We start from the raw sequence: 19,281 nt of genomic DNA on the forward strand, positions 1-19,281 counted from the left end.
TGGCGGAAAATAGTCTGAAAGGGCTCTGAAGGAGAGGATCTTCAGCCACATCAGTAGGCTTCTCGGAGGAGAAGGCGGGTGGACCGATATTCTCACTGAAATGGTAGCAGAGCATCGCGGCGCGTCGGTCTAAACCGATACAACCATTCCACTCCACTCTGCCCCATCCAACCTCGACACGTTTCAACCGCGCAAGGGATGCAGCATCGGCGCCGATTGCTTAACAAGCGAGGTTGGATCAGGATGGGGATGAAGCCCAATTAATATCACTGATTGTGGGTTCCCCGCTGCCGGTACCACTGCTCCAGCATCATCAGGACCCAAACCATGGTGCCGTGGTAGCCAGCATGCTCATCCAGATGCTTCCCGAGCAGGTTGTCGATGAAGTCGGCACGGACAATATTTCGCGACCTGAGGCTGCTCAGGCTGTCCGAGGCCAAAGCCTGCAAACCCCGATGCTGTTGCAGCCAGACGCCGAAAGGCAAGCCGAATCCGTGCTTTTGCTTGGTGATAATATCGTCGGGAAGAAATCCCCGCAGCGCTTCCTTGAAAAAATAACGTAGCTTGGTGCCATTGAGTTTCAGATGAGGCTCCAGCCGCAGCGAGAACGCGACGATCTCGTCGCTGATCAGGGGAAAGGCGACTTCCATCGCCGCCAGCTCGCAAGCCTTGGCCACTTTGGGCAAGTCGTTGTCAGCGAGCGTGAACTTGCGGTCAAAAGCAAGCATACGATTGATGAGGCTGCTAGCCTTGTTCTCGTGATACACGTTTTCCAGCAGCGCAGCTGGATTACCGGGATTAACGGTTTCAAGAAATTCACGCGTAAAAACTTCTGCAGGCCCATACCGCTCCAGCAGATTATAGGTCTCCGTCCGCGCCGGCATCGGTATGGACGCCTGCTCGATGTAGCTGCGCGCCTTCTGTACCAACGGCAATGCGCTCCCCCCGGGTAGACCAAAGACCAGCGGCTCGAGGATACCCTTGCGCACAAGGACTGGAGTCTTTTCATAAAGTGAAAACAGGTGTTGTTTCGCGTAACGCGCATTGCCGCCAAACAGCTCGTCCCCGCCGTCACCGCCGAGCATCCTGGTCACCCCGTCGGCTTTCGCCATTCGTGCGCAATAGAAGGCAGGGATAGCGGAAGCATTGCCGAAAGGCTGATCAAAAATGGCGGCGACTTGGGGGATTGTGCTTACGATGTCATCGGGGGTAACGTAATACTCATGATGACGCGTGGAAAAATGACGGGCTGCAATGCGCGCATACTCCATTTCGTCATACCCAGACGCATCGAAACCGATGGAGTAGGTGCGGGCAGGCGCGCCGCAAACTTCTCCCAATATTCCTGCGATGGTCGAGCTATCGGTGCCGCCGCTGAGAAAAGCGCCAGCTTGATGATCGCCGACCGCATCGCGTACGCTTGAGCGCAACACGCTCAGAAAGTCGTTTTTGAGCTCCTGAAAGGGGCGCTTCTCGTTTTCCAGGAATTGCATTTGCCAGTATTTGCGAGTCTCGGCATGACCCTTGCGATAAAACAGATACTCGCCCGGCAGGAGACGTTTCTGGCCCTGGTAAATAGTATCCGGACCGGGAACCATGTGAAAGTACACATAGTTATAAAGGCTTTGAGGAGAAATTTCGGATTTCGCGCGGGTGTGTATGTTGATTGCGTCCGCCGATGAGCCGAAGACGAGCCCTCCGTCATACACTTGATAGGTGAGCGGATTCACACCCATGCGGTCTATCGCAAGGAAGGCCTCATGCGCGACCTCATCAATTATGCACAAAGAAAACGCGCCCGCCAAACCTTCAAGGGCTTTTTCGCCGCGCTCGCGCCAATCGTGGCCGAGGGTCTTTGCCGTTCCGTTGGTAAGCGCAAGCTGGATTAAGCGCGGCTCACGAAAGCGGGGTTGCCCCCATAGCGCGACCAAAAGCCCATCCTGTTTATGAATATGTCTGCTATCGCTGCTGGCTGCAACCGCAGCGGCGCTGTTTCCTCCAGCATCAGCCGCAATATCGCTGGCATCAAAGCGCATCAGCGGGCCGCACATTTGCCGCACAAGCTGCATATTTTCAGTAACGGAGGCGCTATGGCCCATCCAACCGCACAATCCGCTCAATACAGTTCTCCCGTTTTTTTGTATCGTTTCGCTATTGTCATTGGTTCTGGCTGCTACGCGCGGAATGCTAGCCGGTAGGAAAGCATGCCGTCCGCTGGGTGAAGAAGTGGAACAGGTATTAAACCAGCACTTCGACCGGCGCGGGATGGCTCAGGAATGCCGTGGGACTTGCGGTCAGGCCATAAGCGCCGGACTGAAGAACGACGATTAAATCGCCGGTTTCCGCTTTGCCCATTTCCATCCGATCCGCCAATAAATCTAACGGCGTGCAAAGCGGTCCCACAACCGAGACTGTTTCTTTTACGCTATTTTGAGCCTTGTTGCCGACGATGACCGGGTAATTCTTGCGGATTACCTGTCCGAAGTTGCCAGAGGCGGCAAGATGGTGGTGCAAGCCACCGTCCGTGATGAGAAAAGTCTGACCTCTCGACTCCTTGCGCTCCAGCACCCGGCACACATAAATTCCGGCCTCGGCCACCATATAGCGCCCGAGCTCGATCACAATACGCGCCTCCGGCAGTTCTCGCTTCGCTTCCGGGAGCAAGCGCCGGAGGTTGTCGCCCACGCTTGCCAAGTCCAGAGCGTCGTCGCCCGGGAAATAAGGCACGCCGAATCCGCCGCCTATATTCAGCATTCGGACTGGGGCCGGCGCGTACCGCGCAAGCGAGACGCCAAGCTGCACCGTTTTCTCGTGGGCTTCCTGCAGGGCCCCTGCCTTAAGGTTCTGTGAACCGCTGAAGATGTGAAATCCTTCGAAATCAAGGCCGAGCTGCCCCAACCGCTTAAGCATTGCCGGTACGCGCTCCGCATCGACGCCGAACTGTTTTGCGCCGCCACCCATTTTCATGCTGGAGGATTTAAGTTCGAAATCAGGATTGACGCGAACCGCCACTTTCGGACAAACGCCAAGATGGTAACCGAGGCTGGCGATACGCTCCATTTCCTGCTCCGACTCCAAATTCACGACCACGCCAGCCGCAATCGCGCAGGAAAGCTCGGCGTCGGTCTTCCCCGGTCCCGCAAAACTGATTCGCCCGGGGACCATCGGCGTATCAAGCGCGACGCGCATCTCGCCCGCTGACGCGACGTCGATGCCATCGACCAACCCGGCCATATGCTGCACCACAGCCGGCATCGGGTTCGCCTTCATTGCATAGTGGAGATGAATTTCAGCCGGCAGACATTGCCGCAGCAACGCGACCCGTTCAGTAATCCGCTGTCTGTCATAGGCGTAGAAAGGAGTTCTCCCCACGCGTTGCGCCAGCTGCGTGAGAGCAATGCCACCAATTTGCAGGCAATTGTCACGCACCGGGAATTGATCCATGGATGCATGCTTCGGACGGATATTACTCATGCGCAGGCTCTATAAAGGTATTCTGGAACTCCTGAGCAAGCAGTTTGCGATCGATTTTACCGTTGGGGTTGCGTGGCAGGCTGCCTTCCCGAACCTCGACCCGGCTCGGTAGCATAAAAGCAGGGAGATGAAGCTTGCAGGCTGATAGCAATTCGTCTTGTTCAAGATTGCGTCCCGTCCGCGCTGTAACGATCAAGACGATAGCCTGGCCGAGCATCGGATGCGCGACGCCGATTGCCGCCGCTTCCCCCACCAGCTCTGTCGCATAGATCACCTCTTCGATTTCGGTGGGGCTGACCCGGTAACCGGATGTTTTGATCATTTCGTCCCGGCGACCGATGAAATATAGGAAACCTTCTTCATCCGTGCGCACAGTGTCGCCCGACCAGACCGCCAATTCCTGTATGGGCAGCCCGGACTGCCGGGTAGGAAGCGGCTTGAAACGCTCCGCGGTTTTTTCCGGGTCGTTCCAGTATCCCATGGATACCAGCGCGCCGCGGTGGACAAGCTCGCCCGGCTCTCCCGGCGCGCAAAGCGACCCGTCTTCACGCACGACCAGGACTTCAGCATTTGGAATCGCTTTGCCCATCGAGTCGGGACGCGCCTCGACTTCTTCAGGCGGCAGAAAAGTCGAGCGGAACGCCTCGGTCAGCCCGTACATCAGGTATATCGCAGTATTGGGTAGATTGTCCCGCAACAGATCAAGCGTCGCCCTGGGCATCGCGCCGCCGGAGTTGGTGATATAACGTAATGATGTATTAGTTGGCCAGTTCAGTTGAGCCAGCTGAATCCACAAGGGGGGAACCGCCGCCAAGCCGGTAATGCTTTCCGCTTCCACAGCCCCGATAATATCCCGCGGCAAGAGGTAGTTCATCAGTATGCCCGTTGCGCCGACGTGAAACGCGGTGGTGAGCTGGCTTAGGCCATAGTCGAAGCTGAGCGGCAGCACTGATAAAATTCGATCCTCCCGTCCGTTCTTGAGATATTGCGCCACGCTCATCGCGCCGGCGATCAAGTTGCGGTGAGAAAGAACCACGCCTTTTGGCTTGCCTGTGCTTCCTGAGGTGTAGAGAATTGCAGCCATATCGTCATCGATACTGCGGTGGCTCCCCACCGCAACAGCCGCTATCAGCGCGTCGTTCCAAGGTATGACACGCAGGGCGGCAAGTGTGCGCGAGAGGTCGGTTATGCTGTGTTGAGCGTCTGCCGAACCGATGACCATTACGGTGTGCAGATCATGGCACTGGGGTAAAACAGGGAGAAGCACCTTCAATCGGTCTGCCGAGGTGACCAGAATCCTGACATTGCAGTCCCGTAATATATAGGCCACCTGTTCCGCCTTTAGCAGCGGGTTGACCGGAACGAAAACTCCCCCCGCAGCGGACGCTCCGAACAGTGCCGCAATCGTCTCCAGGCGCTTCTCAAGATAGACCGCGACACGGTCGCCGCGATCCAGACCCAAAACCAGCATGGCCTTAGCAACCACGTCGATGTCGTTTGCCAACTCAGCGTAGCTTACCCGGCTTTGCCGGTATACCAAGGCTTCCTCGTCGGGAAATCGGTTGGCGGAGTTGAAAACAAGCTCTTGTACGAGGTGTGCCATTACGAAGATTTAATTTTTTGAGAAAGTTTCAAAAAGATCCGTGATCCATGCAAGGGCGTCATTTTATCCCGTGACGATTCATCAGATCATAAATTGTGGGACGGCTGACTCCGAGCAGCTCGGCCGCCTTCACTACATTTCCGTTCACTCTTGCCAGCGCTTTCATAAGCGCATCGGATTCAGCCTTATCGCGTATCTGACGAAGATTGATGGGTTCAGCCGACCCTGATGACGTCTGCAGTCCGAGATCCTCGGCGGTAATGATCGGACCTTCAGCCATAATCACCGCCCGCTTGATGCAATTTTCCATCTCGCGAACATTACCGGGCCAGGGATGGATTTCGATGGCGGCAAGAGCATCCTGACTAAAGCTGAGCGACGCGCGCTTTTCCTGTGCGCAAAATTTATTCTTGAAGTGATGCGCAAGTAGTGCCGCGTCACCCACCCGGTCTCTCAAGGGTGGAATGGTAATAACGATTTCGCTGAGACGATAATAGAGGTCTTCCCTAAAACGCGATTCCTCGATCAGTTTCTTGAGATTCTGATGCGTCGCGCACACAATACGAACATCAACCGGAATCTCCTTTCGACCGCCGACTCGTTCGATTACTCTTTCCTGCAAGAAACGGAGAAGTTTGGCCTGTAGTGCCATAGGTAAATCACCGACCTCATCGAGAAAGAAAGTACCTTCATGGGCCAGTTCGATTTTGCCGGGGGTCTGCTTGACCGCTCCAGTATAGGCTCCCTTTTCATAGCCGAATAGTTCACTTTCCAACAGCGCTTCCGGGATTGCCGCGCAATTAATAGCCATGAAGCGCTTTTCCCTTCTGGCACTAGACTGGTGTAGCGCCCTCGCCAGTATCTCCTTGCCGGTGCCGCTCTCACCCAGGAGAATGACCGTCGCATCCGACGGCGCGACCTTCTCGACATTGCGACACACCTTCAACACTACCGGATCGCGAGTAATTACTCCGGTGATAAGCGAGTGCGTCTGCGTTTGCAGCAGCCGGCGGTTTTCCTGCTGCAATGCGTGCAAGTAATATGCTCTTTCCACCACGAGATGCAACATGTCCGGGTCGAAGGGCTTCTGGTGAAAATCATAAGCCCCGGCAGCGACAGCCTTCAGCGCATTCCCGTGATCCTGATTCCCGGTCAGCACGATCACCTTGGTGTCCGGCGCAAGCTCAAGTATCTGCACAAGTGTGGCCAGCCCTTCTGAAGCGCCGTCCGGATCCGGAGGCAGCCCCAAGTCCATGGTGACGACCGCCGGCTCATGCCGTCTCAGCAATGCAAGCGCACTTTCACGGTCACTCGCGACTAGTACCTCATACGAATCAAAGCTCCAGCGCAGCTGTTTCTGCAGCCCGGGGTCATCTTCGATTACCAGCAAACTCTTTTTATCCTGACTCACTTACATACCCCTTCGGTTGTATTCTCTTGATCGAGTTTTTGTAGCAATCTCTACTTTACGGTAGCCGCGTTGAGTGCTTGAACGTTTTGACAGAGTGGCAGAAGGATACGGAATACAGTACCATCCGATTCGCGGCTGGTAACTTCCAGCTTGCCGCCCAGTTCAGACACATATTCCCTGCTTTCGAATACACCAATTCCCATCCCGGCTGACTTGGTGGAAACAAATGGCTTGAAAAGCTTCTCGCGGATGAACTCTTCGCTCATGCCGTGCCCGGTATCCTTTATTTCGATGATCGCGAAATCCTGTTCCCTCTGCAGCCGAATTCGAACTTGGCCCTCGCGTGGCGTAGCTTCGATCGCATTCTGAATGAGATGTCCTACAACCCGTTCCAGCCGGGTGGAATTCGCATAAACCGTGAGGTTGGAATCCTGCACTTCGAGAACAGGCTTGGGTTCGGCAATCGATTTGCTCTTAACCGCTTCCTGTAGCAGCCGGGCGATGGAAAGGGGGGCCGGTGTCTCAGCTGAATCGCTACCGCTTAATTTCTCCAAAAGCCGTTTCATCTTTTGGACGGACAGGTAGACCGTTTCAACCATATCCTGCTGGAATTCCGGATTTTGCTTATGTTTTTCAGCGTTGGATAGCAGCAGGGATAACTGTGAAACAAGGTTTTTCAAATCGTGGACTACAAAGGTTGACATGCGGTTGAACGACTCAAACTGACGCGCCACCATGAGCGCGTTGGCGGCCTCGTGTTGTGCCAAATAACTCGCAGCCTGATTCCCGGCCACCTTGAGCAGATCACTTACCTCCCAGTTCAGCTTTACTTTACTCCTCGGTTGTGCCAGCACCACAAAACCGAATAACTTCCGATGCTGTATGAGAGGTACCACCAGCCACGCCTTGGAAATAGCTAGCAACCATGGGGGCAACGTAATTGCCGAGTATTTTTCCGGGCTGGTGCGATACTCCTGCAAGTCGATCACCCACTCCCTGTGCTCTAGAAACTGGCAGAAGGAGCTTGCAACCGGCTCCATCCCAGTCGCCGAGGGCATATTCCAATGAGTGACATGCTCGAAGTTTCCTGAATCCCGCGCGATCCAGACGCTGCCCCCAGGGCTCTCCACCAACTGCGCTAAAGCCTGAATCACGCGCTCACCCAATCCATGGCCGCTCTCCGAAAGAGTGCGCGTAAAGTGCAGCCACTCTTCGCGATAGTCGTAGTTGTAGCTAAAGAAGTGCTTGCTAATAAAGACTCTGAGCCAGGAACGTAACGTACCTGAGAACAGCACGGCCATCAGCAGGACGACCGCGCCGAAGAGGAAACTCACCTGCATGACCGTACCCCAGCTGCCCCCGAAAAAACGAAGATAGTAGCCGGCAGCGGCCATAGCCAGTAAATACGCGGCCGCGCCAAATAATGCCGCGGAATAAAACAGGATGCGACGAGATACTGTAATTCCGACTGACCATTGGGGATTTCGCGCGGCCGACACCGCGATCAACGGAACAACAAACGCGTTCACAATGCCGCGGGCTGCCCAGATTTCTGGATTGACATGCCGCAGCAGCAACGCGTCGCTATAGAGATAAAAATCGTACGCAAAAACACCGCCAATACCCAGACAGGCGAATTTTATTCCCCAACGCTGCTTAACCGGCGTGTTCCTGTACAGCTGTTCCACTAGTATCATTCCGAGCAGCGCCATTGCCACACTGGTAATGATACTGTTGGTATAGTCGGACGTGTGCGCTGGAAAAATGCCAAGGTTTCCATGCGCATAAAAAGTGGCAATAACGCACCCCACATACAACGCCACGATAATGGACATGGCGGGATTCATCCTGCCGTTGAAGAAGCCGTCACGATTCAGCCCCAACAGGGTGATCAGGAACGCCGACCAGCCCGCGTTCCTGGCGATTTCCAGAATATCGGTCACGAGCGAAAGGGCGAAGTCGTGGGACGCTTGGTACGCTAGCGCCGCCGCCCAAAGCACGGACAAAAGGCAAGCGATAGGCAGTACCATGCCGTGCAAACGGCCCCGCCAGCTTGTCAGCAAAAGCACACCTAACACCAGGTACGCAACCGCGGCCAGCGTATAGCTGGCGGCCGCTATGTTCGTCACCATTTTGTGCGGCTGCGCCCGGATATCATCTCCCGCCCTTGCCCAACACTACCACTTCGATGGTATCGATAAGGATAATGACATCAAGAAAAAGACTGTGGTTTTTAACGTAATACAAATCGTACTGAAGCTTTTCGATGGCGTCCTCGACCGAGGCGCCGTAGCGGTAACGAACCTGTGCCCATCCTGTTATTCCGGGCTTGATGCTGTGTCTCACATTGTAAAAAGGTATTTCCGCGCAGAGCTGGTTCACAAAATAGGGTCTTTCCGGACGAGGGCCGACAAAACTCATATCTCCATTCAGAACATTGAATATCTGGGGAAGCTCATCGATTCTCAACTTGCGGATGATTCTGCCTACGCGCGTTATGCGCGGATCGTCGGTCGATGCCCACTGGGGTTTCCCGCCTTTCTCCGCATCATTTCGCATACTTCTGAATTTAAGAACCATAAAGGTTTTACCGCCTTTTCCCACCCTTTCCTGACGATAAAAAATTGGGGGACCATCCTCTAAAAGGATACAAATGGCAGTGATGACCATGATCGGCAACGTAGCGACCAGCAGAATCCCGCTCGCTACCAGGTCGAAGATGCGCTTGATCCCTGAACGAAGCAGGCTTTGATCGAAACCGCCGCCAAAAACAAGCCAACTGGGATAAAGGGAATTTACCCTGATCTGGCCTCGCTCCCGTTCAAAAAAAGCGGATGAGTCCGTAACCTTGATACCGTTCAGCTTACATTCAAGCAGATCTTGAATGGGAAAACAGCCCCCGCGCCGCTCCTGAATCGCAATAATGATTTCCTGCGCCCGGTACCGATTAGCCAGAGATATTAAAGAACCCATCTGGGGCAACACCGACGAAGCAGGGATATGCAGCTCTTCGTCGGACACCGAAACAAAACCGATGATCTTGAGGCCGCGTCGGGCGGAATCGTTTTTTGCCTGCTCGACAAATTCCTTCGCCTTCCCCCCTACACCCAGTACGATGGCTTGGGACTCCATGATTCCCAAACTCGACCATTTCAGGAACGCCGCGCGGGTCAAGAGAATTCCAGCCAAGGCAAGCAACATGACTAGCCCAAGAATGCCACGGCCGAGATAAAGATCAGGCAGTAGATAAAAAATTAAGGTGATGATCCCGAATCCCAGCATCATCGATGGCATCAAACGGAATAAGATTTCTTTTATATCGAGCCGGGAATCGAGTTGGTACAATCCCATCGCCGCCATGCTTAAAATCATGACGAAAGTAAACGTGCAAGCTTCCGGGAACAAAGACGACAACGAGAAAGGGAATGGTTCGACTTGATCGAAAAAGCGAAGGCTCGCTCCAAAATAAACCATGAATATCAGCACCATGATTTCCGTACTGATTAGAAAAATTGCCGTTCTGGAGATGTAGTGATTATATATGCGAAGCAATTTCGATCCCTTATCAGCGCTCTTCAGGAAAGAACACAACTGCAATCAGCGTTGTTATTGCGGCTATTAAGCGCGCGCGACCACTTGTGCAACAGCTCGTGCCAGCACACGCATAAACCTCATATTGCGTGCTCGAATTAAAACTTTTGACCCATCATTATTTTGACTCGATATACCAGACATTGGCTATAACCTGATATATAACCGAGCGGGTTCTTCTCCGCCGGATAGTGGGGACGCTGAAAAATATTCGTAATCGCAACGCTCGCTAAGCGAGCGTATTGAGTGTATTGCGTTGCTTCGAACCACCTATCAATTTAAGCACCAGCAACGCCGGAGCGGAACCTTGTAGCGCATGCGGTAATCATAATGATGAGACAGCTCTTATTATGGATAGTCATCCTAATGCATTACAGTTATCGCATGATATCAACTTAGCCTGCAGGAACAATTGGACTTTGGTACGCCAATCCAGAAATGAACGATAGTCTCACCTTTCGCCAACCCGCGTCGGCAAAATCTTTTTGAACAAGCGGAAGCGGCACAACATTCACCGGTAACATTTTCTAGCGAAAGTCGGGGGCGCAGAACGGAGATTGTAGTCTATGCAACGATGAAAGGACGTCCAAGGGCGCCTCTGCAGCCAAAGGCAACCAGTCGTACCGTGGCCTTTAACTGAACGAAACTCTATCACTCCGCCCCGGGTCAGCACTTGGAGCAGCGTAGCCAGCTAATGCCCTATTTGTGACGAGTCGTGAGGAGAAATCGATCCCTTGACGATTAATGCTAATTTGAGCCGGTCTGCCACGTCCAACTTTCGAAAAACTTCGGTAAGGTGGGCCTTTACCGTTCGCTCGGTAATATCTAGGCGCCGCACGATTTGTTTATTGGTTTCGCCGTTGCCTACCAGAGTAGCGATCTCGTACTCGCGTCGGGTCAGATTAGCCAGCAGCTCGCCGACCGCCTGTTTGATTCTGTTTTTTTCTTGAGTAATCGTAACCAGTTCGTTTAGCAAATGCCAACTAAGCGATCGCCGTATCCATAACTCGCCTTGCTGAACCGCCATCATTACGCTTTTGAGCTGCTCACGCTCGGTTTCACGACGGCAGCAACCCCGTACACCGGTTCGGAACAAAGCCCACTCGGTTTCGTCCGAAAAAGGACCGCCTAAAATAACGACTTTGGCCTCCGGGTTCAAATTCATGAGGCCTGTCAGACCATTTACCCCGTCCAGATTTGGTAAATCGTAATCAAGCATCAGAATCTGGGGTTTTATCCGGACCAGTTCCGCCCTGAGGGAATCCAGATTGGTTGAGCAGAAGACAGGACCAAGGCTGTTCACCGCCTGTTCCCAGCGATAAAGGTTTTCCTGAGACCAACTAGCAAGCAAAATCAAGGAACTCTCCGATCACATCCAGGAATGGTCAGTGCAATACCTTATCCATAATTTTACCAAGCATTCGCCGTGTCACCCATATCTCGCCACGGTCGATGACGCGCACGGCCTTCAAGAAATAAAATGGCTCTGCTTCATGGCTCAAGCAACCGCGCGCGCCACTTGCGAGGGCTTGCATGATCAGCTCTTCCTTGACGGTTTTATCGGTTAACAGCACGACGAACGTCTCCGGGCACTGCCGGTGCAGTGTCTCTAGCAAGGCAAAATCCGCACCCGCCGACGGGTCCAAATGGAAAAAGAGAATTCGGGGCTTCATCCGACCAATTCGTTCAACCATGTCCTTCCCGTTAACAGCCGCATCAGGCTCACCCGGCTGATCCATCAGGTACCTCCCTTCCCCAGGCAGAATGTTCGTCAGGACCTTTATGTCCGGCCCTTCTTGGAGGACTTGTTCCACCCTCGCACGCCGTCCCGGATCGGTATCGGCGATTGCCACCGTGACCATTTGCATTGTTTCCCCCTGTACCCTGTATACGGGCTATCGAGATAATTAAGCGATCTATAATCCCGTTCGGTTGAATTCCACCTATATCCCCAGATTACCGCCAGCCCGACCTACTCCACTGGCCTACCCTTCCCCTGCCATCCTCTGCCAAGCCGCTAAATTCTCAATCGCTATTAAGTCAAGCCGGGTCGGTCACTTATTTACGGCGCAGCAAGTCAATGATGTAGCTCGCGGGAATCGCATAAGTGATGCCGCTCGGATTGCTGAGAGCAGCCTCTTTCTTCCCTTTGACAAACACCATATTGATGACACCGTAAACCCAGCCTGTCTCAGGATCGTAAAGCGGGCTTCCGCTGCTGCCCGGATAGGCAGTTCCATCCAGCTGAAACACTGCATACGCGGGCTTTTGCAACTGTCCGATCATCTTCGCATTGAGTTGCCTCGAATTGTGCGCTGGCAGAATTATAGGTGTAATCGAAGAAACCATTGCCCGATGAGTGACCGGGTAAAATCCGAGTATCATTCCAATCGGAAATCCGGTGAAAATCAGGGACTGTCCCTCGCGAACTTTGCTCGCGTCCCCCAGTCGCATTGCCGGCAGCGGAGAACCGCTAATCCTCAACAGCGCCAGGTCATGTTCCTTGTCGACGGCAACAACCGTCGCATCCCTTAGTTCCGGCTCCTTGCCCTTGCCGGTGATGACGGTATATGCCTCCTTATTGGCAGCGTCCAGCACTTCCGGAACAACATGAGCATTAGTTATTACATGGAGACCGTCATCCACGATGAAGCCGGTGCCCAAAAAATTCAGCGGGGGGGACCGTGTCTTCTGAAAGGTTCCCACTCCAACTATCGATGGCTTACTGTACTCGATAGTTTTTACCAGTTCGCTACCCCAAAGCGGAGAAATACATAGGACGCCCGGGAGCCCTACTTGAGCGAAGCCGAGGAGGATGCGCCGACAAATTCGTGTGATATTCATTGTTGTTTTTTATTGATCACACTTCCGCAATATGTCTATCGCTACCTTTACGACCAGATGAGAACTAACTGCAGCCTTCCATCTTGTAGATGAAATATCCGTCCTTGTTGATCGCATCGGCAACGTTGGCCGGCGCGCTCTGACTATGGCAAAAACTACATTCTCTGCTTGTAACCGTTGCGTCGCCTTCGCCGATCGAGGTCAACCATTGTTTTGCATATTCGACTGCTTTCTTGTCGTCTTTTACCGCAGTGAATACGTCGAAGTGCATGGTGTGACCATCCTTGGCCTTAACATAAGTGTCATAGACGTGAATTTCCATGTGGGCCTCTATAGTTTTAATAAGGTCTAGGGAAGATTTAAGCATGTTCGCTTGCTGAATCAACTTCACGCATAGACTATCACGGCACGGCTAAAAGTGGAATGTTGAGGTCCAGGGGAAAACCTCACGGTTTTCCGCAACTGCGCTTGTTTTGTGGCTCGGATCGCGCCATTTTAATACTTTGCCATCCTATTAAACCAAACTCATCAGAACTGTCATCAAACTGTTATAAAAGTGCAATAAAACCGACACTTCTGGCCGGTAACCTCTCTGCAGTTTTTAACTAAAAACCGGGAAAGGGGTTATTGAATGAAGTTATCCAAAGTTACGCTAGCCATGGCCGCCATCTTAGGTACCGGCGCACCATCCACGATTTTCGCCCTCGATCTTTACGTGGATAAAAAAACCCAGCAGATTTTCGCCACTCCCGGTCCTGGACGGGTACATCTAGGGTCCTTCGTAAAAGAAGACGCTGAGGCCAAGGCGACTGGTGCCGGTATCGCGGCTGGTGCCGGTGTCGCGACTGGTGCCGGTGTCGCTACTAGTGCCGATGTCGCGGCTGAACAAGCGGAAGCAGTCGACGTAGCGGCGCTAAGGAAGGATATTGAAATGAAGGCCAAGATGCGCGAAGCGCGCCTTGTCAGCGATATGGCTTCGCTGGAGGAGCGGGTGAAGGAAAGCGAAAAGGTTCACATTGAATTTCACGATGGGGCGCCGCATTTTGCCAGCAAGGATGGCAATTTCACATTTGCGGTCAATGGACGGGCACAGGTTGGGTCGCAATACAACTTTATTAATGAGGTTGCGCCCCCTACCGGCAACAATACGCCAAACGAGTGGAACAGCGGTGCAACCCTGCGCCGTGCTCGCCTTGGTGTTGAAGGCACGTTCATGAAAATCTGGGATTACAAGTTCGAATACGACTTCAGTCGCGGCAATGGTTCGGTAACCTCGGGGATCACGGACGCCTTCGTGCGGCTGAATGTAACCAAGCCATTCTCCGTGAAGGTCGGTTCCTTCAAGGAACCGTTCAGCCTGGAAGAAGCCGCAAGCAACCGCTTCCTCACATTCATCGAACGTCACATGTCGGTCAATTCATTCGTCGACAATCCCAACACTTACAAAACCGGTATCGGCGCCAATTATGCGGTTCCTCGTTTCCAATTTGGCGTCGCTTTTCAAACAGAACCGGTCGGGCCTTGGTCGTCCGCCTCAACCTCGGTTAATAACGCCGGCAACCAGAGCCGCAATAACGGATCGGGTGATACCAGCTGGGAAGGCATCGGCCGTATATCGGGCAGACCCTGGATGGAGGACGAAACGAAATTCTTGCACGTGGGTATTTCAGCCGGACATACGGATGTCAATACGCAATACACTGCCGCCGGCGATATTGCGGCCACGCCCTCGGCTCAGGGAGGTGGAGGCGGCGGAATGGCATTCTTCGCCTTTCCGGGAACTAACGTGGACCGCACGAACATGCTCAATACCGGCAACCTGAGCATCGGGAACCGGAATGACCCTAACGCGCGCCGGATCGATAGTTATGACCGCTTTGGAGCGGAAGGGTGGCTGGTTCATGGTCCATTCTCGGTTCAAGGAGAATATTTAAGAACCAATATCAACGGCTTGGGATATGACAACGAACATTTCACCGGCTATTATGGTTTTGCCAGTTACTTCCTGACGGGCGAGTCGAAAGCCTATCATGTCAGAAATGGCGCGGCGAACCGGATAAAACCCAAGCAGAACTTTCAGTGGAACGGTAAAGGCTGGGGAGCATGGGAAGTCGCTGCCGGCTATGATTATATCAACCTGAACAGCGGTGTGGTGAGGGGAGGACAAGCCGATATGGTGAGGTTCGCCCTGAACTGGTATCCGCACCCCAATGTCAAGTTACAGAACAACATTATTTATACTCTGAATGTAGATACGAGTGGCTCCCCGATCGCGCGCACCGCGGGCTTTAATAATGCCGAGTTGGCTGCTTGGTTGACTCAGCTTCAGTTCGATTTTTAATTTCTTTAGACGGGAGATAAAGTCGCTGTCGATCCAGAATGGTTGAGGAACTTCGGAACAAGCTTGATAGACGCCTTTGCGGAACCTACACTTAACCCATGCGTTCTGCGAAGGCCACTCAGTTTTTCCGCGGCACGGGGCTGTCATCTGAGCGAAAATTCCACCTTGCTGCCAGATTTCTTTGCATCCGATTCCACTTCGACTTTTGGCTCCAGGACAAATATCCGTTCGCTTGGAATACCGCCGTACTCAACTAACCAGTTGAGTGCAGCCGCGGCACGCTGCTCAGCGAGTTCGCGCATTTCGTTGTCGTCGGCGTTTATGTTCGCCAGCAATAGTTGCTCCATTTCCGGTACTGGCAGGCTCTTTGTCAGACCGACAAGATTTTTCGGCTTTGCGAACTTTGCCTCCTTGTAAGCCAGCGTCAAATATTTGGGATACTCGTCCGGCATGAGCTCGACCTCGTCGATATCTCCAGTTGCCTGACCTTTTTTGACTTGCTCCGCCAATTTTTGAACTTTAACCTTGCGTTCGAGCATTCTGTGCTTCAGGGCTTCCGGGTCATGCGAAGGATCCGCTCGACCGGTAATCTCAAGTTCAAGCGGCGGTCGATCTACCAATGCCTTGGATAAGGTTTTCAGCCGGTTCTCGGACTCAGCCGTAATCGCTGCATCGCCAGGGGCAAAACTGATCTCGGATAACTCTTCTCCGCCGAAAAGCGACCCCAGCACAGTGAAGGGCGCCGTTACTGCCTTGGTAAGCAGATTGATAATCGCGTTAACGATCACCCCGCCAAGGCTGAATTGCGGGTCGTTGATGGAGCCGCTTATCGGCAAATGGACGTCAATTTCTCCCGCGCTGTTTTTCAGCACTGCCAACGCGAGACCCACCGGGATCGACAGCGCATCGGGACTTTCAATTTTTTCACCCAGGGTTAGTTGATCGAGAAATATATTGTTTTCCGCTCTCAGCTCACCTTTCTCAACATGGTAATGTATGTCAACTGATAGTTTCCCTTTCTCGATAGCGTAGCCGATGTATTTTCCCGAGTAAGGACTGAAGGTTGGCATATCGATACCCTTCGCGGTCGCCTTGATGTCCAGGAAGAGCTCCCTCCCAAAGGTGTCAATTTTCCCAACGATTGTCAGCGGGGCGGTTTTGTCCACCGCGCCGCGTATATCGATCTCCCCCGGCTTTCTAGGATCCAAAGGGCCGATCCTCCCGGCCAGCCCTGTCAACCTAGCTCTGTAATTGGGTTTGATGAACTGATCCTGGAAGTTCACGTTTCCCCCCTGCAGAAGAATCCGGCGAATTTGCACGGGTATGTCCTTGCGGACTGATATCGGCGCACGGGCTAAATCAGGCGCAGGGGAAGATGCGGAAGATTTCGTTTCGGGTGGCGCTGGAGGCGAGTCGGCATCATCTTGCCGAATAAGGCGCTTGAGATTGAGCTGTCCCTGGGGAGTAAGGATCACGCGAGCAAAGAAATCGGCAAGCGCTACGGACTCGATATTGATGCCTAAGGGTTCACTGGAAAATTGCATTCGGGTGATGTCCATGCTGCGCCAGCGCATGAGATCCGCCATATCTGACTTGTCCAGGGCGTTAAGATTGCTGAGTCGGCTGTCACCGTTCAGCACTACTGTCGCAGGCGTGCCATCCGTCGCCGCTGCTTTAACGCTCCCCTGAAACGATAGTTCACCACGCGTGAGCACCGCGTTCAATCGATCACCAGCCCAACCTTGCAGGGGGACAAGATTGATATCTTTTGCGTCTACCACCAGATCGACCATCAAGGGCGCCCAACCGAACGAACCGTTCGTTTGCAGGCTGCCGCCGTTATTTATCTCGGCTTTCAACTCCAGCTTCAGCGGTCTCGCTCCGTCGAAGTCGATCTCGCTTACTGTTAAATTAAGCGGGTCAGCGACCATGGGCGCCACGTTCGACAATGTGGCGTCCTCGAAACGAAGAGCAGCGGCAACAATATTTAAACTTCCAAGCTTGGCCGTCCAGGGCTTGCTCGCCTCAGTTTTTTCAGTTTGGGTTGCCGCCGCTTCGGGGGCAGGCTCCCCCTCCTTACGGGCGGCAGAAAATAATTTGGCAAGATCGAGGCGGCCATCGGATTCGCGACGCGCTGATGCATTAAACCGCTCCAGTATCACCGACCCGATAGCCAGGCTCTGGCGCCTAGAGTCGACCGCTATGTCAGTCACGCGCAACTGCGGCAGGCGCAGTGCCGGTACCGGATCGCCTGCACGAACTACGGTCGCCTCAGTCAATATGAGACCGCCTTGCGATGGTTTCGCGCCGTTGAGATTGATCTCGGTTAAGTCGATATCAAGCTGTCCAAGCTTCGCTGTGTAGGGCACCTCTGTCGCCTGGTTCTCAACTTCCAGCTTCCTTAAGGCGGTGTGACCGGTTAAAACGAGATTTGCCGGCTCGCCCGGAATTTGGCTAAAAGTAAGCAATAACTTAGCGTCGAAAAAACCGGACATCAGTTTGATGCCGACCGGAATGGGAGAATATTCGTCCAATCGTGTGAGATCGATGCCGTTGAGTTCCAGCTCAAACTTAGCTTGGCGGTTCTGCGCGAAAGGAAGGGCCTGTCCTTCGATCAAGATCGGGGCGCCGTTGACCACGGCGCTGAAATGCGGTTCTACCCAGGTTTCCTCACTACTTTCAAGGTTGGCGACAAACGGGATTCCAATACGGATATCGGAAATTTCCTGCTGGCTTTTTTTTAACCGATCAACAAATTCGAAGCGGCCGCCTTCGATGACGACATTGCTTACCGAAAACAGTGTGGGCGTTTCATCCTTCGGCTGTTTCAAAAAATCTTCGATCAGATCGCTGATATTGAACTGCTGTTCGCCTTCCCGAACCAGCCGTACGGCGGGCCCGAGTATCGATATTGAACTGATTACGGGCGCACGGTGAGCAATCGAAGCAATGCTGAGGTTTACGTACAGTTTGTCCACGGACAGCAGGGCCTTGTCGGCGTCCGTGCTCCCCGGTTTTTCGCCCACACGGACGCCATGCACGGCCAGTTCCAGCGTATACGGTTGAATATCCACCGATTGCACGACCACGGGACGGTGCAACGCTTCTGACAACGCCGTTTCAAGCTTGGCCTTGGCATAACCAGGCAACCAGAAATAGGCGAGCAGGCCGAATAATACAAAAATTGCGGCGAAAACACTCAGGCCGATTCCTAAACGTTTATGGGCGGCGAAACGATGGCGTAGTGAGGCCAGGGACATGGTGGTGTTTGGTACAGATCGTCTAGATTGTTGACGTAATGGATATACAGCAGGGTTACATGGAAGTTAAGAATGCTATCGGCGTAGCGGGCGGCTTTTAGCCATCGAACTTTACGCTGAGCAGAAAGACGGGTCAATCATGAGACGGTTTTGGCAATTGGTTCAGACCCGGCGTCGGTGCGGCGGCACCAGTTTGTAGGTTGCAGCGACCAGAAGGGCAAACAGCACATAAATCGCCGTAAGTACGCCTTCTGGGAAATCGTAGAAAAGGATGCGATGCAGCCACCGCTGAATGAATCCGCTTTCCGTTTGTGTGCCCCGCAACGAATCTTCCATCCATGTAAGCGGACAGACCATGCCGAGCAGCGACTCTCCGACCACGAACAGGATTGCGCTAAGATGTGCGACCCGGAAGCGGGGATTTCGCACGAACGGGGCTCTCATCCATGCACCGATCCAAATCAATGGCAAACTGCCAACGACAAATAGCACAAAAAGAAAATGAGTGACAAGTATGATATCCGCCAGCATGAACGCTCGCATCCCGGATTAAAGCTCAGGTTGTTTTATATTTGGAACATGGGTGACTGGAACCGTTCCGTGCGTGCTTTTCCATAAAAAAGCAACAATTAGTCAATTCCTATTCCTCGCCCGTATTGCAAGTGCCACAAAGCTCCTCACCGATCAGCCCGCAATGGCAATAGAATAAACTTATTCTATTGCGTTATTAAATATATTCTATTAGGTTATTTCTGGA

General features: G+C 53.2%; 13 protein-coding genes. 1 reads left to right on the forward strand and 12 read right to left on the reverse strand.

Going from position 1 to position 19,281, the window contains the following annotated elements:
- Window positions 1–266 precede the first annotated feature (266 nt).
- The 10 genes from BM022_RS07270 to BM022_RS07315 all read right to left on the reverse strand — a co-directional run bounded on the left by BM022_RS07270 (window position 267) and on the right by BM022_RS07315 (window position 13,245).
- Entirely contained in the window at window positions 267–2,099 is a 1,833-nt protein-coding gene (locus BM022_RS07270; protein ID WP_256209027.1) for an asparagine synthetase B family protein, read from the reverse strand.
- A 139-nt stretch (window positions 2,100–2,238) separates the two neighbouring features.
- Window positions 2,239–3,474 carry a pyridoxal-dependent decarboxylase, exosortase A system-associated gene (locus BM022_RS07275; RefSeq protein WP_091138110.1) on the reverse strand — a complete coding sequence of 412 codons (1,236 nt, stop codon included), beginning with the start codon at window positions 3,472–3,474 and terminating at the stop codon, window positions 2,239–2,241.
- Window positions 3,467–5,077: an acyl-CoA ligase (AMP-forming), exosortase A system-associated gene (locus BM022_RS07280; RefSeq protein WP_091138112.1), complete on the reverse strand. Its 1,611-nt coding sequence runs from the start codon at window positions 5,075–5,077 to the stop codon at window positions 3,467–3,469. Before BM022_RS07280 ends, BM022_RS07275 begins: the two co-directional genes overlap by 8 nt.
- Window positions 5,078–5,135: 58 nt before the next feature.
- Window positions 5,136–6,488 (reverse strand): PEP-CTERM-box response regulator transcription factor, encoded by a 1,353-nt coding sequence (prsR, locus tag BM022_RS07285; RefSeq protein ID WP_091138114.1) that lies wholly within the window; start codon window positions 6,486–6,488, stop codon window positions 5,136–5,138.
- 50 nt (window positions 6,489–6,538) lie between these two features.
- On the reverse strand, window positions 6,539–8,620 hold the full coding sequence (gene prsK / locus BM022_RS07290) for an XrtA/PEP-CTERM system histidine kinase PrsK (protein WP_091138116.1): 2,082 nt from the start codon (window positions 8,618–8,620) through the stop codon (window positions 6,539–6,541).
- A gap of 22 nt (window positions 8,621–8,642) precedes the next feature.
- Window positions 8,643–10,040 (reverse strand): TIGR03013 family XrtA/PEP-CTERM system glycosyltransferase, encoded by a 1,398-nt coding sequence (locus BM022_RS07295; RefSeq protein ID WP_091138117.1) that lies wholly within the window; start codon window positions 10,038–10,040, stop codon window positions 8,643–8,645.
- Window positions 10,041–10,770: 730 nt separating this feature from the next.
- Window positions 10,771–11,436 carry a response regulator transcription factor gene (locus tag BM022_RS07300; protein WP_256209029.1) on the reverse strand — a complete coding sequence of 222 codons (666 nt, stop codon included), beginning with the start codon at window positions 11,434–11,436 and terminating at the stop codon, window positions 10,771–10,773.
- A gap of 28 nt (window positions 11,437–11,464) precedes the next feature.
- Window positions 11,465–11,947 (reverse strand): helix-turn-helix domain-containing protein, encoded by a 483-nt coding sequence (locus BM022_RS07305; protein WP_091138119.1) that lies wholly within the window; start codon window positions 11,945–11,947, stop codon window positions 11,465–11,467.
- Between the two features lie 190 nt (window positions 11,948–12,137).
- On the reverse strand, window positions 12,138–12,923 hold the full coding sequence (locus BM022_RS07310) for a S1 family peptidase (RefSeq protein ID WP_091138121.1): 786 nt from the start codon (window positions 12,921–12,923) through the stop codon (window positions 12,138–12,140).
- A gap of 64 nt (window positions 12,924–12,987) precedes the next feature.
- Window positions 12,988–13,245 carry a DUF2024 family protein gene (locus tag BM022_RS07315; protein ID WP_091138270.1) on the reverse strand — a complete coding sequence of 86 codons (258 nt, stop codon included), beginning with the start codon at window positions 13,243–13,245 and terminating at the stop codon, window positions 12,988–12,990.
- A 309-nt stretch (window positions 13,246–13,554) separates the two neighbouring features.
- Between BM022_RS07315 and BM022_RS07320 the strand changes: the two genes are divergently transcribed.
- Window positions 13,555–15,264: an OprO/OprP family phosphate-selective porin gene (locus BM022_RS07320; protein ID WP_091138123.1), complete on the forward strand. Its 1,710-nt coding sequence runs from the start codon at window positions 13,555–13,557 to the stop codon at window positions 15,262–15,264.
- A 143-nt stretch (window positions 15,265–15,407) separates the two neighbouring features.
- Here BM022_RS07320 and BM022_RS07325 read toward each other — a convergent pair whose 3' ends face one another.
- On the reverse strand, window positions 15,408–18,524 hold the full coding sequence (locus BM022_RS07325) for a DUF748 domain-containing protein (RefSeq protein ID WP_091138124.1): 3,117 nt from the start codon (window positions 18,522–18,524) through the stop codon (window positions 15,408–15,410).
- Between the two features lie 162 nt (window positions 18,525–18,686).
- On the reverse strand, window positions 18,687–19,055 hold the full coding sequence (locus BM022_RS07330; RefSeq protein WP_177191650.1) for a DUF2784 domain-containing protein: 369 nt from the start codon (window positions 19,053–19,055) through the stop codon (window positions 18,687–18,689).
- Window positions 19,056–19,281: the final 226 nt, after the last annotated feature.

It is taken from the genome of Nitrosospira sp. Nsp14, assembly GCF_900113575.1.
In the GTDB taxonomy this organism is placed as follows: Bacteria; Pseudomonadota; Gammaproteobacteria; order Burkholderiales; family Nitrosomonadaceae; genus Nitrosospira.

Coding starts and splice junctions, on each gene's coding strand:
- BM022_RS07270 (WP_256209027.1), bottom strand. CDS start 2,099: ATGGGCCATAGCGCCTCCGTTACTGAAAATATGCAGCTTGTGCGGCAA.
- BM022_RS07275 (WP_091138110.1), bottom strand. CDS start 3,474: ATGAGTAATATCCGTCCGAAGCATGCATCCATGGATCAATTCCCGGTG.
- BM022_RS07280 (WP_091138112.1), bottom strand. CDS start 5,077: ATGGCACACCTCGTACAAGAGCTTGTTTTCAACTCCGCCAACCGATTT.
- prsK (WP_091138116.1), bottom strand. CDS start 8,620: ATGGTGACGAACATAGCGGCCGCCAGCTATACGCTGGCCGCGGTTGCG.
- BM022_RS07305 (WP_091138119.1), bottom strand. CDS start 11,947: ATGCAAATGGTCACGGTGGCAATCGCCGATACCGATCCGGGACGGCGT.
- BM022_RS07310 (WP_091138121.1), bottom strand. CDS start 12,923: ATGAATATCACACGAATTTGTCGGCGCATCCTCCTCGGCTTCGCTCAA.
- BM022_RS07315 (WP_091138270.1), bottom strand. CDS start 13,245: ATGGAAATTCACGTCTATGACACTTATGTTAAGGCCAAGGATGGTCAC.
- BM022_RS07320 (WP_091138123.1), top strand. CDS start 13,555: ATGAAGTTATCCAAAGTTACGCTAGCCATGGCCGCCATCTTAGGTACC.
- BM022_RS07325 (WP_091138124.1), bottom strand. CDS start 18,524: ATGTCCCTGGCCTCACTACGCCATCGTTTCGCCGCCCATAAACGTTTA.
- BM022_RS07330 (WP_177191650.1), bottom strand. CDS start 19,055: ATGCTGGCGGATATCATACTTGTCACTCATTTTCTTTTTGTGCTATTT.